The organism is Marininema mesophilum (assembly GCF_900106775.1).
In the GTDB taxonomy this organism is placed as follows: Bacteria; Bacillota; Bacilli; order Thermoactinomycetales; family DSM-45169; genus Marininema; species Marininema mesophilum.
This window is the reverse complement of record NZ_FNNQ01000007.1, coordinates 145,511-164,645: the sequence shown is the minus strand read 5'-3', so window position 1 is coordinate 164,645 and position 19,135 is coordinate 145,511. Positions and strand designations below refer to the sequence as shown.

Annotated in this window: 36 protein-coding genes; 1 reads left to right on the top strand and 35 read right to left on the bottom strand. The window is 47.8% G+C overall.

The features are described from left to right. Positions 1 to 66: 66 nt before the first annotated feature. The 33 genes from rplQ to BLV90_RS16685 all read right to left on the bottom strand — a co-directional run bounded on the left by rplQ (position 67) and on the right by BLV90_RS16685 (position 16,506). Complete coding sequence (gene rplQ / locus BLV90_RS08800) at positions 67 to 453, bottom strand: 50S ribosomal protein L17 (RefSeq protein WP_091739399.1); 387 nt, start codon at positions 451 to 453, stop codon at positions 67 to 69. A gap of 31 nt (positions 454 to 484) precedes the next feature. Then, the gene (locus tag BLV90_RS08795) at positions 485 to 1,429 is read right to left on the bottom strand and encodes a DNA-directed RNA polymerase subunit alpha (protein ID WP_091739396.1); all 945 of its coding nucleotides are present in this window, start codon (positions 1,427 to 1,429) and stop codon (positions 485 to 487) included. Between the two features lie 190 nt (positions 1,430 to 1,619). Further along, entirely contained in the window at positions 1,620 to 2,021 is a 402-nt protein-coding gene (gene rpsK, locus BLV90_RS08790) for a 30S ribosomal protein S11 (RefSeq protein WP_091739393.1), read from the bottom strand. Between the two features lie 12 nt (positions 2,022 to 2,033). Then, positions 2,034 to 2,402, bottom strand: a complete 369-nt coding sequence (gene rpsM, locus BLV90_RS08785) for a 30S ribosomal protein S13 (protein WP_091739390.1) — start codon at positions 2,400 to 2,402, stop codon at positions 2,034 to 2,036. 18 nt (positions 2,403 to 2,420) lie between these two features. Continuing rightward, complete coding sequence (gene rpmJ, locus BLV90_RS08780; protein WP_003322638.1) at positions 2,421 to 2,534, bottom strand: 50S ribosomal protein L36; 114 nt, start codon at positions 2,532 to 2,534, stop codon at positions 2,421 to 2,423. Positions 2,535 to 2,671: 137 nt separating this feature from the next. Then, positions 2,672 to 2,890, bottom strand: a complete 219-nt coding sequence (gene infA / locus BLV90_RS08775; protein ID WP_091739387.1) for a translation initiation factor IF-1 — start codon at positions 2,888 to 2,890, stop codon at positions 2,672 to 2,674. A 4-nt stretch (positions 2,891 to 2,894) separates the two neighbouring features. After that, positions 2,895 to 3,203: a KOW domain-containing RNA-binding protein gene (locus BLV90_RS08770; protein ID WP_091739384.1), complete on the bottom strand. Its 309-nt coding sequence runs from the start codon at positions 3,201 to 3,203 to the stop codon at positions 2,895 to 2,897. Positions 3,204 to 3,213: 10 nt separating this feature from the next. Beyond that, positions 3,214 to 3,960: a type I methionyl aminopeptidase gene (gene map, locus BLV90_RS08765; RefSeq protein ID WP_091739381.1), complete on the bottom strand. Its 747-nt coding sequence runs from the start codon at positions 3,958 to 3,960 to the stop codon at positions 3,214 to 3,216. Beyond that, positions 3,957 to 4,610 carry an adenylate kinase gene (locus tag BLV90_RS08760; RefSeq protein ID WP_091739379.1) on the bottom strand — a complete coding sequence of 218 codons (654 nt, stop codon included), beginning with the start codon at positions 4,608 to 4,610 and terminating at the stop codon, positions 3,957 to 3,959. Before BLV90_RS08760 ends, map begins: the two co-directional genes overlap by 4 nt. A gap of 164 nt (positions 4,611 to 4,774) precedes the next feature. Beyond that, positions 4,775 to 6,082, bottom strand: coding sequence for a preprotein translocase subunit SecY (secY, locus tag BLV90_RS08755; protein ID WP_091739377.1), 1,308 nt, complete (start codon positions 6,080 to 6,082; stop codon positions 4,775 to 4,777). Then, positions 6,082 to 6,522, bottom strand: coding sequence for a 50S ribosomal protein L15 (gene rplO, locus BLV90_RS08750; RefSeq protein ID WP_091739374.1), 441 nt, complete (start codon positions 6,520 to 6,522; stop codon positions 6,082 to 6,084). The genes secY and rplO overlap by 1 nt, the downstream gene beginning before the upstream one ends. Positions 6,523 to 6,564: 42 nt before the next feature. Further along, a complete protein-coding gene (gene rpmD, locus BLV90_RS08745) occupies positions 6,565 to 6,753 on the bottom strand; it encodes a 50S ribosomal protein L30 (RefSeq protein ID WP_091739371.1) in 189 nt (62 codons plus the stop codon). 14 nt (positions 6,754 to 6,767) lie between these two features. Beyond that, complete coding sequence (gene rpsE / locus BLV90_RS08740; protein ID WP_091739368.1) at positions 6,768 to 7,265, bottom strand: 30S ribosomal protein S5; 498 nt, start codon at positions 7,263 to 7,265, stop codon at positions 6,768 to 6,770. Between the two features lie 17 nt (positions 7,266 to 7,282). Further along, the gene (gene rplR, locus BLV90_RS08735) at positions 7,283 to 7,651 is read right to left on the bottom strand and encodes a 50S ribosomal protein L18 (RefSeq protein WP_091739366.1); all 369 of its coding nucleotides are present in this window, start codon (positions 7,649 to 7,651) and stop codon (positions 7,283 to 7,285) included. Positions 7,652 to 7,678: 27 nt separating this feature from the next. Then, positions 7,679 to 8,215: a 50S ribosomal protein L6 gene (rplF, locus tag BLV90_RS08730; RefSeq protein ID WP_091739363.1), complete on the bottom strand. Its 537-nt coding sequence runs from the start codon at positions 8,213 to 8,215 to the stop codon at positions 7,679 to 7,681. Positions 8,216 to 8,245: 30 nt separating this feature from the next. Next, on the bottom strand, positions 8,246 to 8,644 hold the full coding sequence (gene rpsH / locus BLV90_RS08725) for a 30S ribosomal protein S8 (protein ID WP_091739361.1): 399 nt from the start codon (positions 8,642 to 8,644) through the stop codon (positions 8,246 to 8,248). Positions 8,645 to 8,671: 27 nt separating this feature from the next. Then, positions 8,672 to 8,857, bottom strand: coding sequence for a type Z 30S ribosomal protein S14 (locus BLV90_RS08720; protein WP_091739358.1), 186 nt, complete (start codon positions 8,855 to 8,857; stop codon positions 8,672 to 8,674). Between the two features lie 75 nt (positions 8,858 to 8,932). Then, on the bottom strand, positions 8,933 to 9,487 hold the full coding sequence (gene rplE, locus BLV90_RS08715; protein WP_091739355.1) for a 50S ribosomal protein L5: 555 nt from the start codon (positions 9,485 to 9,487) through the stop codon (positions 8,933 to 8,935). 21 nt (positions 9,488 to 9,508) lie between these two features. Next, positions 9,509 to 9,862: a 50S ribosomal protein L24 gene (gene rplX / locus BLV90_RS08710; protein ID WP_091739481.1), complete on the bottom strand. Its 354-nt coding sequence runs from the start codon at positions 9,860 to 9,862 to the stop codon at positions 9,509 to 9,511. A gap of 73 nt (positions 9,863 to 9,935) precedes the next feature. Next, positions 9,936 to 10,304, bottom strand: coding sequence for a 50S ribosomal protein L14 (gene rplN, locus BLV90_RS08705; RefSeq protein WP_091739352.1), 369 nt, complete (start codon positions 10,302 to 10,304; stop codon positions 9,936 to 9,938). Between the two features lie 31 nt (positions 10,305 to 10,335). Further along, on the bottom strand, positions 10,336 to 10,599 hold the full coding sequence (gene rpsQ, locus BLV90_RS08700; RefSeq protein WP_091739349.1) for a 30S ribosomal protein S17: 264 nt from the start codon (positions 10,597 to 10,599) through the stop codon (positions 10,336 to 10,338). Then, a complete protein-coding gene (rpmC, locus tag BLV90_RS08695) occupies positions 10,596 to 10,808 on the bottom strand; it encodes a 50S ribosomal protein L29 (protein WP_091739347.1) in 213 nt (70 codons plus the stop codon). Before rpmC ends, rpsQ begins: the two co-directional genes overlap by 4 nt. After that, positions 10,798 to 11,232, bottom strand: a complete 435-nt coding sequence (gene rplP / locus BLV90_RS08690) for a 50S ribosomal protein L16 (protein WP_091739344.1) — start codon at positions 11,230 to 11,232, stop codon at positions 10,798 to 10,800. Before rplP ends, rpmC begins: the two co-directional genes overlap by 11 nt. A 2-nt stretch (positions 11,233 to 11,234) precedes the next feature. Next, positions 11,235 to 11,894, bottom strand: coding sequence for a 30S ribosomal protein S3 (gene rpsC / locus BLV90_RS08685; RefSeq protein ID WP_091739341.1), 660 nt, complete (start codon positions 11,892 to 11,894; stop codon positions 11,235 to 11,237). Positions 11,895 to 11,907: 13 nt separating this feature from the next. Then, positions 11,908 to 12,252, bottom strand: coding sequence for a 50S ribosomal protein L22 (rplV, locus tag BLV90_RS08680; RefSeq protein ID WP_143035024.1), 345 nt, complete (start codon positions 12,250 to 12,252; stop codon positions 11,908 to 11,910). A gap of 30 nt (positions 12,253 to 12,282) precedes the next feature. Then, complete coding sequence (gene rpsS, locus BLV90_RS08675) at positions 12,283 to 12,564, bottom strand: 30S ribosomal protein S19 (RefSeq protein ID WP_091739335.1); 282 nt, start codon at positions 12,562 to 12,564, stop codon at positions 12,283 to 12,285. Between the two features lie 45 nt (positions 12,565 to 12,609). Continuing rightward, positions 12,610 to 13,440: a 50S ribosomal protein L2 gene (rplB, locus tag BLV90_RS08670; protein WP_091739332.1), complete on the bottom strand. Its 831-nt coding sequence runs from the start codon at positions 13,438 to 13,440 to the stop codon at positions 12,610 to 12,612. A gap of 26 nt (positions 13,441 to 13,466) precedes the next feature. Further along, the gene (gene rplW / locus BLV90_RS08665) at positions 13,467 to 13,757 is read right to left on the bottom strand and encodes a 50S ribosomal protein L23 (RefSeq protein ID WP_091739329.1); all 291 of its coding nucleotides are present in this window, start codon (positions 13,755 to 13,757) and stop codon (positions 13,467 to 13,469) included. After that, positions 13,754 to 14,380, bottom strand: a complete 627-nt coding sequence (rplD, locus tag BLV90_RS08660) for a 50S ribosomal protein L4 (protein ID WP_091739326.1) — start codon at positions 14,378 to 14,380, stop codon at positions 13,754 to 13,756. The genes rplW and rplD overlap by 4 nt, the downstream gene beginning before the upstream one ends. A gap of 25 nt (positions 14,381 to 14,405) precedes the next feature. Further along, positions 14,406 to 15,029 (bottom strand): 50S ribosomal protein L3, encoded by a 624-nt coding sequence (gene rplC / locus BLV90_RS08655; protein WP_091739323.1) that lies wholly within the window; start codon positions 15,027 to 15,029, stop codon positions 14,406 to 14,408. 36 nt (positions 15,030 to 15,065) lie between these two features. Further along, positions 15,066 to 15,374, bottom strand: coding sequence for a 30S ribosomal protein S10 (gene rpsJ, locus BLV90_RS08650; RefSeq protein ID WP_091739319.1), 309 nt, complete (start codon positions 15,372 to 15,374; stop codon positions 15,066 to 15,068). A gap of 441 nt (positions 15,375 to 15,815) precedes the next feature. Continuing rightward, a complete protein-coding gene (locus BLV90_RS08645) occupies positions 15,816 to 16,364 on the bottom strand; it encodes a hypothetical protein (protein WP_091739316.1) in 549 nt (182 codons plus the stop codon). 16 nt (positions 16,365 to 16,380) lie between these two features. Beyond that, positions 16,381 to 16,506, bottom strand: coding sequence for a hypothetical protein (locus BLV90_RS16685; protein ID WP_281242010.1), 126 nt, complete (start codon positions 16,504 to 16,506; stop codon positions 16,381 to 16,383). A 213-nt stretch (positions 16,507 to 16,719) separates the two neighbouring features. Between BLV90_RS16685 and BLV90_RS08640 the strand changes: the two genes are divergently transcribed. Further along, positions 16,720 to 17,211, top strand: a complete 492-nt coding sequence (locus BLV90_RS08640) for a cysteine hydrolase family protein (protein WP_091739314.1) — start codon at positions 16,720 to 16,722, stop codon at positions 17,209 to 17,211. A 73-nt stretch (positions 17,212 to 17,284) separates the two neighbouring features. Here the strand turns inward: BLV90_RS08640 and BLV90_RS08635 are convergent, their stop codons facing one another. Both BLV90_RS08635 and BLV90_RS08630 read right to left on the bottom strand, forming a co-directional pair. After that, complete coding sequence (locus BLV90_RS08635; protein ID WP_091739312.1) at positions 17,285 to 18,244, bottom strand: DMT family transporter; 960 nt, start codon at positions 18,242 to 18,244, stop codon at positions 17,285 to 17,287. 20 nt (positions 18,245 to 18,264) lie between these two features. After that, a complete protein-coding gene (locus tag BLV90_RS08630; protein ID WP_177167966.1) occupies positions 18,265 to 18,897 on the bottom strand; it encodes a GntR family transcriptional regulator in 633 nt (210 codons plus the stop codon). Positions 18,898 to 19,135: the final 238 nt, after the last annotated feature.

Here is a 19,135-nt window from a genome sequence, read left to right as displayed (position 1 = left end):
AAAAAAGGGCAGATTCCAGGATCGGATCGATCCTGCCCTCTCCCTTTGATCATACAAAAGCGGTACTTACACCAGTTCCAGAAAGACCATTTCCGTCGCGTCTCCGCGGCGAGGACCGATCTTGATGATCCGGGTGTAGCCACCGTTTCGTTCTTCATAACGGGGGCCTACTTCGTCAAACAGTTTCTTAACAGCGTCAACCTGCTGATGGGTGACTTCTTCCCCGTCTTTTTCCGTACGAGAACGCTGTTGACGAACGTAGGCGGCCGCCTGGCGGCGAGCATGCAAGTCATTGCGCTTCGCCAGGGTGATCATTTTATCAGCGACAGAACGTACTTCCTTCGCTCTAGAAGCAGTGGTTTCGATCCGCTCGTGTATGATCAAATCGGTCACCAGGTCCCGAAGCAAAGCTTTTCGCGCACCGGAATTTCGACCCAGTTTGGAATGTGCCATGTGTTTCCCCTCCCTCGTCTCAGAATGGGTGTTAGTCGTCGTTGCGCAGGGAGAGTCCAAGCTCAGACAATTTTTCCTGCACTTCTTCGAGCGACTTCCGCCCCAAGTTGCGAACTTTCATCATGTCCTCTTCTGACTTTTGAGTCAGCTCTTGAACAGTATTGATTCCAGCCCGCTTTAGGCAGTTGTAGGAACGAACGGAGAGATCCAGCTCTTCGATGGTCATTTCCATGACCTTTTCTTTCTTGTCCTCTTCCTTTTCGACCATGATCTCAGCATCCTGGGCTTCTTCGGTCAAACCGACGAACAGCATCAAATGCTCAGTCAAGATCTTCGCACCTAAACTTACCGACTCGTCCGGCCGTAAGCTACCATCGGTCCATACTTCCAAGGTTAGCCTATCGTAGTTGGTCACTTGACCGACACGAGTATTTTCAACCTTGTAGTTGACACGCTCGATCGGTGTATAAATAGAGTCAATCGGAATCACTCCGATAGACTGCTCTTCCGACTTATTGCGATCAGCAGGTACATAACCCCGGCCACGATTCGCTGTCAGACGAACATTTAGACGTCCATCAGCAGCCAATGTTGCGATGTGTAGATCCGTATTGAGAATCTCCACATCGGAATCTGCACGGATGTCACCAGCTTTTACTTCCCCGCCGCCTTCCACATCGATCTCGAGCACTTTCTCTTCGTCCGAGTGGACTTTCAAGGAAAGTTGTTTCAAGTTGAGGATAATTTCGGTTACATCCTCAACTACTCCAGGAATAGTGGAAAACTCATGCAGCACCCCGTCGATTTGAATCGACGTTACCGCCGCACCCGGAAGGGACGACAATAGGATGCGACGCAAGGAATTACCCAAAGTGGTGCCATAACCGCGTTCCAAGGGTTCCACAACAAACTTTCCGTATCGACTGTCGTCGCTGATCTCTACGGTTTCAATCTTCGGTTTCTCGATCTCAATCATACGGTCGAACCCCTCCTTCTAAAACGTCGCATTCCGGGTGATCGGTCTTTTGCGCTCACTTAATGGTGTACCATCGACGACTCGTCCCGGCAAACGAACGCTGGGCATACGTATAGCCATGATTTGTCCAATACCAGTATATACAAGTCATTGGTAATATAAACCAATCTCTCTCCCGGAACTCAAATTATTAAACTCGGCGACGCTTCGGCGGGCGGCACCCGTTGTGTGGAATCGGAGTGACGTCTTTGATCAGGTTCACTTCCAGACCAGCAGCCTGGAGTGCGCGGATAGCCGCTTCCCGACCCGCTCCAGGCCCTTTTACCGTCACTTCGACCGTTTTCAAACCGTGCTCCATACCCTGCTTGGCAGCAGCTTCAGCAGCCATTTGTGCTGCGAAAGGCGTGCTTTTACGAGAACCCTTGAAGCCCATCGTACCTGAGCTGGACCAGGCAATAACGTTACCCCGTCTGTCTGTAATCGTTACGATCGAGTTGTTAAAGGTCGACCGGATATGCACGATGCCAGACTCAATATTCTTACGGGCTTTCTTTTTCACGCGCTGGGTGGAAGTCCGTTTTTTTACAGCCATGGTTTTCCCTCCTTACTTCTTCTTGTTCGCCATCGTGCGACGTGGACCTTTACGTGTACGAGCATTGTTTTTGCTGTTTTGTCCACGTACTGGTAGGCCGCGGCGGTGCCGCAATCCACGGTAAGATCCGATTTCAATCAAACGCTTGATGCTTAGAGCAGTATCCCGACGTAGATCCCCTTCGACGATCAAGCTCTTATCGATCGTGCTACGAAGCTTAGCAACCTCATCTTCAGTCAGATCGCGAACACGAGTGTTTATATCGATGCCCGTTTCAGCGAGGATCCGGTTGGATTGAGCCCGACCGATGCCAAAGATATACGTCAGTGCGATTTCCACGCGCTTTTCGCGGGGAAGGTCAACACCAGCAATACGTGCCAAAATGACCCACCTCCTATCTTATCCTTGTTTTTGCTTATGTTTCGGGTTTTCGCAAATAACCATAACGGTCCCTTTGCGACGAATCACCTTACATTTTTCACAAATCGGCTTTACGCTAGGCCGTACTTTCATGTGTCTTTCCCTCCTGTCTTCTCCACGGATTTCTAATGGGCTTGGTACCCAGAGAGTCCCGTGGAGCCTCGGTGTCCATTATTGCCGGCTACGCGGCCCGCGGCGACATCCGAGCATAAGGGCTAGGTACCTTCACGTTACTTATAACGGTAGGTGATCCGGCCCCTAGTCAGGTCATAGGGGGAGAGCTGAACCGTCACCTTGTCCCCAGGCAGGATCCGAATAAAATGCATACGGATTTTGCCAGATACGTGGGCAAGAACTTTGTGACCGTTCTCCAACTCTACCCGGAACATCGCGTTGGGCAAAGGCTCGATAACCTTCCCTTCCACCTCGATTACATCTTCCTTGGCCATTGACTCACTCTCCTTTTCCTTCTCCGATGTGAAGAAGATATTGGTTCAAGGCGTAGCGCAACTTCGCATTGGAAACCCGGCCGTCAGCTTGTATCGACTCAGCAACTTCACGGTCGATATGGTTGGTGAGTTGGATATGCTTGACGTTTTTCTTCTTCGCCTGGCCAAACTTTCGCTTGTCCCCATCCACCAACCAAACGAAGTGTGGTTCATCAAACCGGATCACCACCGCATAACTCCCTGCCTCACGGCCTCGGGTCACCCGGACGATCTGTCCTGGCAAGGGCCGATGCTCGGCCTCCGTCACATCCATCACCCTTCACCTATACTGTGGTCAATACTTCGTGGCCGTCTTCCGTAATCGCGATGGTATGCTCGAAATGGGCGCACAGAGAACCATCCTGTGTAACAACGGTCCAGTTGTCAGCCAACGTTCGCACGTATCGCGTTCCCACATTCACCATCGGCTCGACGGCCAACGTCATCCCCGTTTTTAAACGAGGACCTTTGCCCGGCAGTCCGTAATTGGGAATGCTGGGCTCTTCGTGCAACTCCTGGCCAATTCCATGTCCTACATACTCACGAACAATGGAAAACCCGGCATTTTCAGCGAAAAGCTGTACGGCATGAGAGACATCCCCAATTCGATTACCCGGTTTCGCTTCGGCCAAACCCCGATACAGGGACTCCTCCGTTACTTCGAGTAACCGCGACGCCGTCTCAGAGACTTGCCCAACAGGATAGGTCCAAGCCGAATCGCCGTGATACCCATTGAGACAAGCTCCGATATCGATGCTGATGATGTCGCCATCTTCCAGCCGTCGATCTCCAGGGATGCCGTGAACCAGCTCCTCATTCACCGAGGTACAGACACTCCCTTTAAACCCATTGTAACCTTTGAAAGAAGGAATCGCTTTATTCTTCACAATGAAGTTTTCCGCGATTTTATCCAAATCCTTTGTCGTTACACCAGGTCGGATCGCGTCTTTCATGAGCTGATGCGTTTCGGCGACAATCCGCCCCGCCGCGCGCATATGCGCAAGCTCCTGACTCGATTTAAGTACAATCATCGGGCTGTACTCCCTAGAAGGTCTAAAATCGAATCCGATACGCTATCAATCGACTTTTCGCCGTCAATTGGACGTAGGTTGCCTTGTTTCTCGTAATACCCGACGAGAGTCCGAGTCTTTTCCATATTGACTGAAAGCCGTTTGGCAACAGTCTTTTCTGTGTCGTCTTCCCGCTGATACAATTGACCGCCACACCGATCACAGACACCTTCTTCTTTCGGTGGGTTGAACACCACATGGAATGTGGCGCCACAATCCTGGCAAATCCGCCGGCCGGTCAACCGTTTCAAGAGTTCTTCCTCAGCCACTTCAATATAGATGACGTGGTCAAGGGTCTTTCCCATCTCCTTCAGCATCTCATCCAACGCTTCCGCCTGGGGCACCGTTCTTGGAAACCCATCTAACATGAAGCCTTTAGCACAATCATCCTTAGCCAAGCGATCCCGGACAATTCCGATTGTGACTCGATCAGGAACCAATTGACCTTCATCAAGGTATGACTTGGCTTCCCGACCAAGTGGTGTCTCTTCCTTCACTGCTTGGCGGAACATATCTCCGGTAGAGATGTGAGGGATGTGAACTGCCTCAGTGATGCGATCAGCTTGTGTGCCTTTCCCGGCACCGGGCAGTCCCATCAGCACGATATTCAAGCCTCATCCCTCCCGCTGATTGACAGCACAGGGCGATCCGCCAAGATGACCCTACAGGGTACATCCCTGACTCCAATCATGGTGCCAATGGCTTTCGTCCTGCCTTCGCAGCCTAGTAAGCTCCGGTTTATGCATGATCCCCGGAAGGGATCCGGGGGGTAGCATTACTTGTTGATAAACCCTTTGTAGTGCCGCTTGATCAATTGGCTCTCAATGGTTTTCATCGTCTCCAGTGCAACACCGATAACGATGAGGATGGATGTTCCACCGATCTGTACCGAGGCAGGCAAGCCTGCCAATTTGGTGAAGAAAACAGGTAGAACAGCAATCGCCGCCAAGAAGAGTGATCCAGCAAGGGTAATTCGGTTCATAATCCGCGTCAGATATGTGGTGGTGTTCTTCCCTGGACGAATCCCTGGAATGTAACCCCCGTTTTTCTTCATCTGATCAGACAACTGCATCGGGTTGATCTGCACAAATGTGTAGAAGTAAGTAAACCCGATGATCAGTAGAACATAGAAGACAGTGCCTAGGGGTGCTCCAAGTTGGAAGTTCGCCGTAATCCAATCCGCAAACGCATTACCCTTCCAGAACTGAGCGATAGTAACTGGGAAGAGTAACAGCGACATCGCGAAGATTACAGGGATCACACCAGCAGCATTCACTTTCATCGGAATGTGAGTGGACTGACCACCAAACATCTTCCGACCAACCACGCGCTTAGCATACTGCACGGGGATTTTGCGAATACCCTGTTGAATGAAGATCACACCTGCAATCAAAGCGACAATGACCGCCAAGATTAGCACAACCTCAACGATACCCAGAAAGACCTGACCTTCGTTTTTCTGAAATAAAGACGTGTAGATCTGTTGAGCCCCTCCAGGAATTCCGGCGATAATCCCACCAAAGATAATGATCGAAATTCCGTTACCAATCCCTTTTTCCGTGATCTGCTCACCTAACCACATCAGGAAGGCTGTACCCGCCGTCAGAGTAAGAGCAATCAACGCAAATGTAGAGACGTCAGAAGTCTTAATGAACTGGCCACCCGCTTGAGCACTCATCTTGCTAAAACCAATCGTCAGTCCGATGGACTGAATCAGTCCCAAGATAATGGTACCATAACGAGTCACTTGACCCAATTTACGGCGGCCCACTTCTCCTTCTTTGGCCCACCTTGCAAAGGCCGGAATCACATCCATCGTTAACAGCTGCACGATAATCGACGCTGTAATATAAGGCATGATTCCCATCGCAAAGATAGAGAAATTGGCAAGCGCGCCCCCAGAAAAGGTGTTGATCAACCCCAATGCACCGGACTGCTCAGCCATCCTTTGCAATGCATCACTGTCTGTACCTGGAACAGGAACATGGGCTCCGATCCGAAAGACGATCAGCATAGCAAGTGTAAAGAGAATCCGACGACGGAGATCCTCCACCTTCCAAATATTGCTTACGGTTTGAAACATCAGAGCACCTCCGACGTACCTCCGGCTTTTGCAATCTGTTCAGTAGCCGCTTGAGAGAACTTATGTGCCTTGACAGTCAACTTTACCTTCAGCTCCCCATTTGCGAGCACTTTCAAACCGTCCTTCATGTCTTTTACAATGCCCTGCTCCTTGAGGAACACAGGAGTTACTTCGGTACCTTCCTCAAAGCGATTCAAATCTTCGAGGTTGATTACCACGTACTCCTTACGGTTCACGTTCTTGAACCCACGTTTTGGCAACCGGCGGTACAAAGGGTTCTGACCACCTTCAAACCCTGGACGTACACCGCCGCCCGAGCGAGCTTTTTGACCTTTATGACCTTTACCGGAGGTTTTGCCTTGACCTGCGGAGATCCCGCGACCCAGACGCTTACGGGTTTTACGAGCACCAACAGCCGGTTTCAGTTCATGAAGATTCATTTCCTTGCACCTCCTCGATAGGCCTCTCTTCTTGAAGAAGAATTATTGTTGTACTTCTTTTACTTCAAGCAGGTGAGAGACTTTCTTGATCATCCCACGGATCGCGGGGCTGTCATTTTGAATCACAGTCTGTTCCCGTTTCGTCAGCCCGAGTGTCCGAACGGTTACCCGCTGGGTTTCCGGACGGCCGATTAGGCTACGTTTGAGGGTAATAGCCAGCTTGTTTGCCACGGTCAATCCCTCCCTTATCCCAGCAGTTCCTCGACGGATTTTCCGCGCATTTTGGCTACATCTTCCGGCCGTTTCATGTTCTGGATACCTTGCAGGGTAGCCCGAACCATGTTGATTGGGTTGTTAGATCCCAACGACTTCGTTAAAATGTCACCCACACCAGCTACGGTGAGAACGTCACGGACAGCACCGCCTGCGATAACTCCCGTACCTTTGGAAGCGGGTTTCAACAATACGCGGCCAGCGCCAAAACGGCCAATGATCTCGTGAGGAATCGTTGTTCCTTGAAGAGGAACAGTGATCATGTTGCGTTTTGCTTCTTCTACACCCTTACGAATCGCTTCTGGTACTTCAGTTGCTTTTCCGTAACCTACGCCCACTTTACCTTTTCCATCGCCGACGACGACTAGAGCAGTAAAGCTGAAACGACGGCCGCCTTTAACAACTTTGGATACGCGGTTAATTGTGACGACTTTTTCGTTCAAATCGTCCTTGGCCTGATCGTTGCGCATGCTTCTACCTCCTTTGCTCAAAACTTGAGACCTCCTTCACGGGCACCTTCAGCCACCGCTTTAATCCGGCCATGGTAGATGTAACCACCACGGTCAAAGACTACAGTGTCGACCCCTTTTTCGATAGCACGTTTCGCTAGAAGTTCGCCTACTTTCCGGGCTGCTTCCACGTTGCCACCGTAGATTCCGCTCTCTTTCAGCTCAGCATCCTGGGTAGAGGCTGCTGCCAAAGTTACGCCTTTAATGTCGTCGATCACTTGAAGGTAGATGTTACGTGCAGAACGAAATACGTTCAAACGAGGACGTACCGCTGTGCCCGTAACTTTTTTACGTACTCGCAGATGACGACGCTGTCGGCTCTTGCTCCGATCGAGCTTGCGAATCATGCCGCATACACTCCTTTCCTATCAATCTTACTTACCTGTCTTCCCTTCCTTACGACGCACGTATTCGTTACTGTAACGAATCCCTTTCCCTTTGTAAGGCTCAGGTTCGCGGACCGAACGGATTTTAGCAGCTTGCGCGCCCACTTTCTCCTTATCGATCCCTTTAACGATCACTTGCGTTTGGCTTGGGACATCCAGTTCAATACCCTCTTGAGGATCGATTTCTACTGGATGAGAGTATCCCACGTTAAGAACGATTTTCTCGCCCTTTTTCGTAGCCCGGTAACCGACACCCACGAGTTCCAGAGATTTCTGGTAGCCGTTAGTCACGCCTTCGATCATGTTAGCAACGAGGCTACGGATCGTACCATGTAGTGCACGGTGTTTACGATGATCACTTGGGCGCTCCACGAGCACTTCGTTTTCTTCCACTTTGACCGTGATTTCAGGATGCAATGACCGGGTGAGAGAACCTTTCGGCCCTTTCACGCTGACAGTAGTGCTATCCAGCTTCACTTCCACTCCAGCAGGAATGGTGATCGGTTTTCTACCGATACGGGACATCTGCGTTCACCTCCATCCTTTCCGGCGACTTTACCAAATATAAGCTAATACTTCGCCGCCCACTTTCGCGGTGCGAGCTTCCTTGTCCGTCATAACCCCTTTTGAGGTAGAAACAACGGCAATCCCAAGGCCACGCAATACGCGAGGGATCTCATCGTACTTTGCATACACACGCAGACCAGGCTTACTGATCCGTTTCAGTCCAGTAATTACCCGCTCGTTGTCTGATCCGTATTTTAGGAAGATACGGATGATCCCTTGTTTGCCATCCTCGACATATTCCGCATCGCGGATGAAGCCTTCACGCTTCAAAATTTCAGCAAGGTCCCGCTTCAGCTTGGAAGCCGGCACCTCCAGGCTCTCATGCCGAACCAAGTTTGCATTGCGGATACGAGTTAGCATATCAGCAATCGGGTCAGTCATCACCATGCCGGGTTCCCTCCTTCCACTTCTAGATTACCAGCTCGCTTTTTTTACACCGGGAATCTGACCTCTATAGGCCAAATCACGGAAACAAATCCGGCAGAGACGAAACTTACGGATTACGGAGTGAGGACGACCACAACGCTCACAGCGTGTATAACCTTGTACTGCAAACTTCGGCTTGCGGTTCGCTTTCACAACCATCGATTTCTTGGCCAACGGATTCCCTCCTTATTAAGAGAAGTTAGCGGCGTTGCCGCTCTGTATTCAAATCCGGTTGTTACCGGTCAAATATTACTGCTTACGGAAAGGCATTCCCACTTGGGTGAGAAGTTCGCGCCCTTCCTCATCGGTGTTTGCGGTGGTTACGATAATGATGTCCATCCCGCGTACTTTATCCACTTGATCGTATTCGATCTCAGGGAAAACCAACTGTTCTTTCAGGCCCAATGTGTAGTTCCCACGACCATCAAAGGCTTTCGGGGAGATACCACGGAAATCGCGTACACGAGGCAGAGCGGCATTGATCAACCGATCCAGAAAGTCATACATCCGTTGTCCGCGCAGGGTAACTTTTGCCCCGATTGGCATACCTTCGCGTAGCTTAAAGCCAGCGATGGATTTTTTCGCCCGGGTGATGACCGGCTTCTGACCAGAGATGGTGGTCAAGTCCTCAACTGCACTGTCGAGTACTTTTGGGTTCGCAACCGCTTCACCAACCCCCATGTTGATAACCACTTTCTCGATCTTCGGCACCTGCATAGAAGATTTGTATTCGAACTTCTTCATCAGCGAGGGCGAGATCTCTGCCTCATAGTGTTCTTTGAGACGTTGTGCCAAGGTCTCCATCCTCCTTTCCGGTCAACTCTATTACTTATCCAGCACTTCGCCGGATTTTTTGGCGTAACGGACTTTCTTCTGTCCGCTCTTGCCGTCGATCGTTTTATAACCAATCCGAGTTGGAACTTTCTCTTTCGGATCTTCGATCATCAAGTTGGAAATGTGAACCGCAGCTTCCTGCTCGATGACGCCACCTTGTGGGTTGTCTTGGGAAGGGCGGGAATGTTTCTTCACCATGTTCACACCTTCTACCAGCGCACGACCTTCTTTAGGTAGCACTTTTAGGACACGACCTTTGGTGTAAACCTTTTTACCGTCCTTATCCAGGGTCGGCGCTTCTTTCCCACGCATCACAATCACAGTGTCGCCTTTTTTGATATGCAACTTGTTTGGACGCTTGGCCTCCATGCTCGGCACCTCCTCTTCCGGGAGTTCACGTTCCCAGGCTTAACCGGTGTTAGATAACTTCCGGAGCCAGTGAAACGATTTTCATAAATTCATGTTCACGCAGTTCCCGGGCGACCGGTCCGAAGATCCGGGTGCCGCGGGGGCTTTTATCATCCTTGATGACAACCGCAGCGTTTTCGTCAAATCGAATGTAAGAACCATCCTGACGGCGAGAAGAACGCTTCGTACGTACGATGACGCACTTCACGACTTCCCCCTTCTTGACAACGCCCCCGGGTGTAGCTTGTTTTACCGATGCGACGATGATGTCACCGATCCCTGCGTACTTACGCTTGGATCCACCCAGTACTTTAATGCACATCAGTTCCTTTGCGCCAGAGTTATCAGCAGCGCGCAGGCGGGTTTGTGCTTGAATCATCGGTCTCCCTCCTTCCGCCAGTCAGTTAAACTTAAACGATCACTGATTCTTCGACGATTTCAACGAGACGCCAGCGTTTGTCCTTAGACAGCGGCCGCGTTTCCATGATGCGAACGACATCGCCCAATTTGGCTTTGTTCTCCTCATCATGAGCTTTAAACTTATTGCTGTATTTCACACGCTTGCCATACAGTCGATCTTTTTTATAGGTTTCCACCGCTACGATGATCGTTTTGTCCATCTTGTCGCTGACGACTTTACCTAGACGTACCTTACGCTTGTTCCGCTCGGTCATGCCTGTTTCCTCCTTTCGATCCCTAGCTCGCGCTCCCGCACAACGGTTTTGGCACGGGCGATGTCCTTGCGCACTTGTCGGATCCGGGCCGGATTGTCCAACTGGCCAGTCGCAGCTTGGAACCGGAGGTTGAACAACTCTTCCTTTAAAGAAGTCAGCTTTTGTTCGATCTCTGCGGTGGTCATATCAAAGAGCTCTTTAGCTTTCATTGCTTCCACCACCCGCTTCGTCACGTATTACAAATTTCGTTTTCACTGGTAGTTTCATCGCTGCAAGACGTAGAGCTTCACGAGCTACTTCTTGCGGAACACCAGCTAGTTCAAACATGATCTTGCCCGGTTTCACAACGGCAACCCATTTTTCAGGGGACCCTTTACCGGAACCCATCCGTACTTCGAGAGGCTTTGCAGTGACAGGTTTGTCTGGAAAGATCTTAATCCAAACTTTACCGCCCCGTTTGATGTAACGGGTCATCGCAATACGCGCTGCCTCGATCTGACGGTTAGTGATCCAGGATGCCTCAAGAGCCTGCAAGCCGTATTCACCGAAGGCTACCTCCGTACCGCCTTTCGCTTTCCCTTTCATGCGGCCACGGTGTTCTTTCCGATACTTTGTCCTTTTAGGCACCAGCATGGTCACTTACCTCCTTCCGCATCTCCCTTTTTCTTGGTCGGGAGTACTTCGCCACGGTAGATCCACACTTTCACGCCAATACGACCGTACGTAGTGTGAGCTTCCGCAGTACCATAGTCAATGTCTGCTCGTAGCGTATGAAGTGGTACAGTTCCTTCGTTATACCCTTCAGAGCGTGCAATGTCAGCGCCGCCGAGACGACCAGACACTTGGGTGCGAACTCCTTTTGCACCAGAGCGGAGTGTACGTGTGATAGTTTGTTTCATCGCACGACGGAAAGAAATCCGACGCTCTAGCTGTTGAGCGATGTTCTCTGCCACAAGGCGAGCATCCAACTCAGGGTTTTTAATTTCGTTGATATTGATGTGAATTTTCTTTTCCGTCAGCTTGTTTAGCTGCTTGCGCAGAGTTTCCACCTCAGAACCACCCTTACCGATAACCATACCAGGTTTGGCGGTGTGGATGGTCAAGTTCACGCGGTTTGCAGCACGCTCGATCTCCACAGTGGAGACAGCCGCGTCTTTCAGCCGCTTCGCCAGGTATTCACGGATTTGGATGTCTTCGTGCAACATGTTTGCGTAATCCTTACCGCCGAACCACTTGGATTCCCAGTCACGGATAACGCCAACACGTAAACCTACCGGGTTGACCTTCTGACCCACGTGCTATCCCTCCTTATTTTTCAGATACGATCACAGTAATATGGCTGGTTCGCTTGTTAATCTTACTTGCCCGGCCCATGGCACGGGGGCGGAACCGTTTCATGGTCGGTCCTTCGTCGACCATTGCAGTCTGGACCACGAGGCTATCGGGGCTCAGGTTGTAATTGTGCTCCGCGTTGGCAATAGCCGATTTCAAGACTTTCTCGATAATCGGGGATGCTGCGCGAGGCGTATATTTCAGAATGGCCAGGGCCTCACCCACGGACTTACCGCGGATCAGATCGATGACCAGACGCGCCTTGCGAGGTGCGATCCGCACTTGGCGAGCCATCGCCTTAGCTTGAGTCGCTTCCATCATCTGACCTCCTCTCTTTCAGCCGAGCTTGGGTTAGCGTTTGCGCGTTTTCTTGTCGTCCCCAGCGTGGCCTTTGAAGGTCCGTGTGGTGACGAATTCTCCCAGCTTATGGCCTACCATATCTTCCGTCACGTATACAGGAACGTGCTTGCGACCATCATAAACAGCGATCGTGTGGCCCAAGAAATCTGGGAAGATCGTAGAACGGCGAGACCAGGTTTTGATAACCTTTTTCTCATCATTCTTGTTCAACAGCGCCACTTTTTTCAACAAATGATCGTCTGCAAAAGGCCCTTTTTTCAGGCTGCGACCCATGCATTCAACCTCCTTTCCAACATTGCGCGCAAGCGTGCGCGAAAATTACTTCTTGCGGCGACGCACAATATATTTGTCGGACGGCTTGTTCTTCTTGCGAGTCTTGTAACCGAGGGTCGGTTTACCCCAAGGAGTAACAGGAGATTTACGACCGATCGGAGCGCGACCTTCACCACCACCGTGTGGGTGATCGTTCGGGTTCATTACAGAACCGCGGACAGTTGGGCGGATACCTTTCCAACGAGAACGACCCGCTTTACCGATGTTGATCAACTCATGATCGAGATTACCCACTTGACCGAGAGTCGCACGACATTGGCGTTGTACCATACGGGTTTCACCCGAGGTGAGACGCAGGATTGCGTATTTGCCATCTTTACCGAGCAACTGCGCGGAAGTACCCGCAGCACGTGCCATTTGACCACCTGCACCAGGCTTTAGCTCGATGTTATGGATGGTGGAACCTACCGGGATGTTTTCCAGGGGTAGTGCGTTACCCACTTTGATGTCCGATTCAGGACCGGATACGATGGTAGCGCCCACTTTCAACCCATTAGGGTGAAGAATGTAGCGTTTCTCACCGTCCACATAGTGGATCAAAGCGATGTTCGCGGAACGGTTTGGATCGTATTCGATCGTAGCAACCTTACCAGGAATGCCATCTTTGTTCCGTTTGAAGTCGATGATCCGGTATTTCCGCTTGTGACCGCCACCTTGGTGACGCATGGTCAAGCGACCTTGGTTGTTCCGCCCAGCTTTTTTCGTCAACGGAGCCAACAAGGATTTTTCCGGAGTCGCGGTGGTGATCTCTTCAAAGGTAGAGACCGTCATTTGCCGACGACCTGGAGAAGTCGGTTTAAACTTCTTGATACCCATTGGTGTTTTCCTCCTTTACTATAAGATCAGCCTTCGAAGATCTCGATGCCTTTACTGTCTTCAGTCAGCTTGACGATCGCTTTTTTACGATCGGAGGTCCGGCCAGTGTGACGACCGAAGCGCTTCGGCTTCCCTTTAACACGCAACGTGTTGACCTGGTCCACTTTTACGCCAAAGATCGATTCGATTGCTCGTTTGATCTCGGACTTGTTCGCTCTCAGATCCACTTCAAAAGCATATTTGTTTTGTTCCATGAGGTCGGTGGTTTTCTCCGTCACAAGCGGGCGACGGATGATATCGCGAGGATCTCTACTCACTGCCCCAGCACCTCCTCTACGCGAGACACCGCTTCCTGAGTGATGATCAGTTTATCGTAGTTCAATACGTCTAGGACGTTCAAACCTTCAGCATCGACAAACTTCACACCAGGAATGTTCCGCGCAGACAGTACTACGTTCTCATCATATCCACGTCCTACGACCAAAGCTTTGCGGTCGGCCTTCAGATTATTGAGGACCTTTGTCATTTCCTTGGTCTTAGGAGCATCGAAGCTCAATTGATTGAGAACCACTAGTCCGTCGCTCTTCACTTTGGAAGATAGTGCGGAACGAATCGCTAAGCGGCGCACTTTTTTCGGCATTTTAAAGCCATAGGAGCGCGGGGTTGGTCCGAAGGCCACACCACCACCCACCCAGATCGGGGAACGGATGCTGCCGTGACGGGCACGCCCGGTTCCTTTTTGTTTCCACGGCTTGCGGCCACCACCGCGTACAGCGGAACGGTTTTTGACAGCATGGGTACCGCGACGCAGGGAAGCTTGTTGCATCACGACGGCTTCATGAAGCACAGCTTCATTGGGCTCAATACCGAAGACGGAAGCGGATAATTCCAATTCGCCTACTTGGCTGCCGTTCATGTCGAGTACGTTTACTTTAGGCATGACGTCTCCTCCCTTCTCGGTGAAATTACTTACCCTTCACCGCAGATTTAATCGTTACGTAGCTGTTTTTCGGACCCGGAATCGAACCTCTTACAAGAATCAGATCTTTATCGGTATCCACCCGGACAACCTCCAGGTTTTGGATGGTTACTTTATCGGTACCCATCCGACCAGCCATCTTGTGGCCCTTAAATACGCGCATAGGATCAACAGCGCCCAAGGAACCAGGACGGCGATGGAAGCGAGAACCGTGAGACATCGGACCACGAGCATGGTTGTGCCGTTTGATCGTACCAGCAAAACCTTTCCCTTTAGACGTGGCGGTGATATCTACTTTCTCGCCCGCTTCGAACAAGTCTGCTTTTAGCTCTTGACCAAGTTCAAAGTCGCCTTCCACACCGCGAATTTCACGAACGAATTTCTTAGCGGCAGTACCAGCTTTTTTCGCATGGCCAGCTTCTGGCTTGCTTGCTCGGTGTTCTTTTTTATCAGCAAAACCGATCTGAATAGCTTCATAGCCATCGATGCTCACTTCTTTTTTCTGAAGCACAGCACAAGGACCGGCGTTGATAACTGTTACAGGGATCGAGGTGCCATCTTCGGCGAATACCTGCGTCATCCCCAACTTTTTACCGAGAATTCCTTTCACGTCGTACACCTCCTGTCGGCACGTTTCAATAGAACATTAGAGTTTGATTTCAATGTCGACGCCGGATGGCAAGTCGAGACGCATCAGCGCGTCCACAGTCTGCGGAGTCGGGTTGACGATGTCGATCAGCCGCTTATGGGTGCGCATCTCGAATTGCTCCCGTGAGTCCTTATATTTGTGAACCGCACGTAGGACCGTGTACACTGCACGCTCTGTAGGGAGCGGAATAGGTCCAGATACATCCGCCCCCGTCCGATTGGCCGTCTCGACAATCTTCTCTGCCGACTGGTCCAAGGCGCGGTGTTCATACGCTTTAAGGCGAATGCGAATCTTTTGCTTTGCCATGTATGCCCCTCCTTTTCGCTCATTTTCTCGGAAACGAACTTGCTCCACGGAAATTATCCCGACTTCCACCCATGGCAAAGGGGCCGGGTGTGTCGGCAACCTTCCGCATCATAGCCGTCCATGACCAACATTCCTCATTATACGGGAATCGCCTGGTCATTGCAAGGAAAAATAGGCCTACAACATCGGTTTTGCGAGAGAGTCGCACCTTTGTCACAGACTTATGCCCTTTCCTTGCGGGCAGACAACCCTATGTATCCTATCACGGGGTAAGGGGTGGATGCAAATGTTTAGGAGCGTATAGGAATAGAGAAAAAGCCCCAAGATTTTTTCGGGGCAAACATCGCTTAAATTTGATGCAAATATATAGTTAATATGTACTCTCATATAATAACACAATATTATATGAGAGTACATATTAACTACATTTATCTGCGCGATTCATTTTTCTTTCCCCTTCAATTGTATATATTTTTCTTCCATTTCGCAGATGTAATCTAGATCATCCTCCCAATCACTATAAGAAGGGTGCGATTGTCCAAAACAATTTAATAAGCTATTAAAAAAATGGACAGCACCTAAATAAATCGTCTCTACAAACTCTTTTTTAGGTAGTATCCACTTTTCCATACCAACCTTAAATAATATATTCTTAGATCCATTAAGGTTGGACATGGCAAGCTTAACTGGCATATCCGGAAATGTTCGGAAAGATTCTTGTTGTTCTTCTAGTTCATTAATCATTTGAACAAGATAAGTCCAAGTTTGATCAACTAAATCCCACTTATTAAAGTCTAATAAAGGTGTATCGTAGTATTTAAGTACTATCGCACCATTTAAATACCACCAATCTAATGTTTTTTCTAACCTTTTTAACTCTTTACAGTTTTCCACATCTATAAAGAATTTGTGCATTTCGTTTTTAAATATCTCGTCCGAAGTATGTTCCATTTTTGGAATGTCCAAAATATAGGATTTAATTGAAAACATACAGTTCTCATCCCTCTTATTTAGGATACAATTGTCCTAATTTATACTTATTGAAACCTAATGTATATTCTTTACCATCCACAACAATATCCACTTGCGGTCCCATCCCAGCTAAAATCCCAATCGTGTAAATATCCTTCACGTTTTCTCCATCCTCTTAAATCATTTTAGACAACGTCGTACCCATAACTGACATTCTAATGGCATAAAGATGGCTCACATTCTATTGAAACTAGAACGTCTCAAGTCCTACTTTGAATCTACCTCTCAATATTCCTACAACAAAATGCATTTCCTATTAACATTAAAGGTATTTAAAATGTTCTTAGCGAATAACTGACCAGAGGTGATAGCATTGAAAATAGGCTTTTTAATTATTGATATGCAAAGAGCATTCTTGCAAGATCAAATGAAAGAATTAAATGTCGAAGGCGCATGTGAATACATTAATTATGTTGCAGACTTGCTTCGCTCATCTGGTCATCATATCATTCACATCCAGGATATCGAAGGAAAGGATGAAACTCCCGCTGAGCTACTGGATATTATTCCAGAAATCAATGTAGATGAGAAAGATACTCGTATTACAAAGATCCATTCAAATGCATTTTGGAATACTGAATTGGAACATATCTTAAAGAACAGTGGCGTTGATCTAGTAGTTGTATCAGGTTTTGCTGCTGAACACTGTGTACTCTTCACTTACAATGGCGCACTTGAAAGAGGCTTTAAATCGGTGATTCTGCAAAATGGAATTTTGAGTACAAACATCGATAATATAAGTCTGACTTATCGTGACAGAAAGATTATTTCATATCCCGTTATCGAGAGTATAATTCATATTTAATCGGATCGTTAATGATTAGTAAATAAACAAAAGAATCTACGCACTAATGAGTAGGTTCTTTTGTTTAAACAACTTATTGAAAATTAGAATATGAGGCGCCTTTAGCTTTTTGGCTATAATTAAATTTATCAGAACCCGCTTCTTTTTTCATAGAGATATAAAAAACCATTAATAGAATCATAAATCCACCTAACCATTGATAGATTCCAAAGGGAATCTTGAGCCATAAAACAGATGTAAGTATGGCAGATAGTGGCTCAATACTTCCTAACAAGCTGGTTTCTTGTGCATTCAGATATTTTAGACTCTCTAAGTAAAACCAAAAAGCAAACATGGTCCCAAAGAAAATAACGAATATCAAAAAGACCAATGTATCAAAGGAAAAATCTGTAACATTAGCTTGCCAAGGTGGGTTAAAAACACCTAATACTACTCCACCAATTACCATAGCCCAACCAATAATATTCAACGAACCCCACTTGTTTAATAAAGGTCCTGCATATAAGGTATAAAACGCCATGGCTACACCCGATAAAATACCCCAAACTACGGAGGAATAAGGGACGGACAGTGTTGATAATGAACCATTTGACAGTAAAAGAAATGTACCTGTTAGCGCTAAGACAATCGCAACAACGTACCTGATTTGTAGCTTTGTTTTACCTGTAATCAGCAAATAAAGCATGATAAATACCGGCGCTAAATACTGCAGTAACGTTGCAATAGCGGCATTTCCATGGCTAATAGATGCCATATATGTGTACTGAACAGTTAATATCCCCAATATACTAAAAAAAAGTAATTGTACCACGGCTTTTTTATCTTTCCATATACCCCATACCTTATTTCTATTTTTTAAAGTGAGTGCTAGCGCAACCATGATCACGCCAGATAATAATAATCTTACGGAAACAAGCCATTCAACAGAGACAGAACCTTTCTGAAATAACCGTTGAGCAACTGTCCCCCCAACACCCCATAACGATCCACCTATTAAAACTAACATATATCCTATATAATTATTATTTTTCATAATGGACACCCTTTTTCAATCTAAGGTAGAATGTTTACTTTCCAATTTTCTTTTATTGTATCTTTTGCTTTGCTTAATTCTTTAGATTGAATGTAATTAATCAACTCTTGATGCTGGGAACAAGAAAGAGAAATGTTTTGTTGATTATTAAAAAAATGATACTCAAAACGTTTTATTTTCTTTTTAAGGTAAGAGAGTATTTTTTGCAGCTCTTGATTTCTAGATTTGTTGATTATAATTCGATGAAATTCATGATCTAAATCAACACATTTAATGTGACTTAAATTTTCGTCATTTAATTTCTGATTGATGGCAGCCATTCGATCCAGGTCTGCATCCGTTATGTTAAAAAAAGCCTCTTCTAAAGCTAAAGCTTCCAGATTCCAGACAATGGGGTAAAGGGAATGAATTTCATTTGGATCGATAGAAGCCACTGTCGTCGAACGATTCCGTTTTGTCACCACAAATTCTTCGTCCTCTAACCTCAATAGTGCTTCTCGTATGGGTGTACGACTAATTCCAAGCTTTTTAGACAGTTCGACATCACGTAAACGACTTCCAGCCTTTAATTCGCCCGTAATGATCCATTGCAAAAGAAGGTTGTAGGCTTCATCACGTAATGAAGTCTGTTTGATGAGTACTTTTTCAACCACTGGTATCCCTCCCATGTGATATGTAATATATCACATGACAGTCTCAGTACTACAATTAAAATATTAACAATCAGGATACTCCGAAGCCTAATATCCACTTAACCAGTTGGTCATCGTTCCTGCTAAAATGTCTCACCCATATGGATAACAATATTTTTATTAATATACAGCATCATAATATATTAAATTATATATACTATATGATAAATTAAATAATAACATATCTTAAGCCGCCAAT

Bases quoted from the DNA above. Each gene is read 5' to 3' on its own strand.
- rplQ (WP_091739399.1), bottom strand. From the start codon at position 453: ATGGCACATTCCAAACTGGGTCGAAATTCCGGTGCGCGAAAAGCTTTG.
- BLV90_RS08795 (WP_091739396.1), bottom strand. From the start codon at position 1,429: ATGATTGAGATCGAGAAACCGAAGATTGAAACCGTAGAGATCAGCGAC.
- rpsK (WP_091739393.1), bottom strand. From the start codon at position 2,021: ATGGCTGTAAAAAAACGGACTTCCACCCAGCGCGTGAAAAAGAAAGCC.
- rpmJ (WP_003322638.1), bottom strand. From the start codon at position 2,534: ATGAAAGTACGGCCTAGCGTAAAGCCGATTTGTGAAAAATGTAAGGTG.
- infA (WP_091739387.1), bottom strand. From the start codon at position 2,890: ATGGCCAAGGAAGATGTAATCGAGGTGGAAGGGAAGGTTATCGAGCCT.
- BLV90_RS08770 (WP_091739384.1), bottom strand. From the start codon at position 3,203: ATGGATGTGACGGAGGCCGAGCATCGGCCCTTGCCAGGACAGATCGTC.
- map (WP_091739381.1), bottom strand. From the start codon at position 3,960: ATGATTGTACTTAAATCGAGTCAGGAGCTTGCGCATATGCGCGCGGCG.
- secY (WP_091739377.1), bottom strand. From the start codon at position 6,082: ATGTTTCAAACCGTAAGCAATATTTGGAAGGTGGAGGATCTCCGTCGT.
- rplO (WP_091739374.1), bottom strand. From the start codon at position 6,522: ATGAATCTTCATGAACTGAAACCGGCTGTTGGTGCTCGTAAAACCCGT.
- rpsE (WP_091739368.1), bottom strand. From the start codon at position 7,265: ATGCGCAACGATCAGGCCAAGGACGATTTGAACGAAAAAGTCGTCACA.
- rplR (WP_091739366.1), bottom strand. From the start codon at position 7,651: ATGATTCGCAAGCTCGATCGGAGCAAGAGCCGACAGCGTCGTCATCTG.
- rplF (WP_091739363.1), bottom strand. From the start codon at position 8,215: ATGTCCCGTATCGGTAGAAAACCGATCACCATTCCTGCTGGAGTGGAA.
- rpsH (WP_091739361.1), bottom strand. From the start codon at position 8,644: ATGGTGATGACTGACCCGATTGCTGATATGCTAACTCGTATCCGCAAT.
- rplE (WP_091739355.1), bottom strand. From the start codon at position 9,487: ATGGAGACCTTGGCACAACGTCTCAAAGAACACTATGAGGCAGAGATC.
- rplN (WP_091739352.1), bottom strand. From the start codon at position 10,304: ATGATTCAAGCACAAACCCGCCTGCGCGCTGCTGATAACTCTGGCGCA.
- rpsQ (WP_091739349.1), bottom strand. From the start codon at position 10,599: ATGACCGAGCGGAACAAGCGTAAGGTACGTCTAGGTAAAGTCGTCAGC.
- rpmC (WP_091739347.1), bottom strand. From the start codon at position 10,808: ATGAAAGCTAAAGAGCTCTTTGATATGACCACCGCAGAGATCGAACAA.
- rplP (WP_091739344.1), bottom strand. From the start codon at position 11,232: ATGCTGGTGCCTAAAAGGACAAAGTATCGGAAAGAACACCGTGGCCGC.
- rplV (WP_143035024.1), bottom strand. From the start codon at position 12,252: ATGATGGAAGCGACTCAAGCTAAGGCGATGGCTCGCCAAGTGCGGATC.
- rpsS (WP_091739335.1), bottom strand. From the start codon at position 12,564: ATGGGTCGCAGCCTGAAAAAAGGGCCTTTTGCAGACGATCATTTGTTG.
- rplB (WP_091739332.1), bottom strand. From the start codon at position 13,440: ATGGGTATCAAGAAGTTTAAACCGACTTCTCCAGGTCGTCGGCAAATG.
- rplD (WP_091739326.1), bottom strand. From the start codon at position 14,380: ATGCCTAAAGTAAACGTACTCGACATGAACGGCAGCCAAGTAGGCGAA.
- rpsJ (WP_091739319.1), bottom strand. From the start codon at position 15,374: ATGGCAAAGCAAAAGATTCGCATTCGCCTTAAAGCGTATGAACACCGC.
- BLV90_RS08645 (WP_091739316.1), bottom strand. From the start codon at position 16,364: ATGTTTTCAATTAAATCCTATATTTTGGACATTCCAAAAATGGAACAT.
- BLV90_RS08635 (WP_091739312.1), bottom strand. From the start codon at position 18,244: ATGAAAAATAATAATTATATAGGATATATGTTAGTTTTAATAGGTGGA.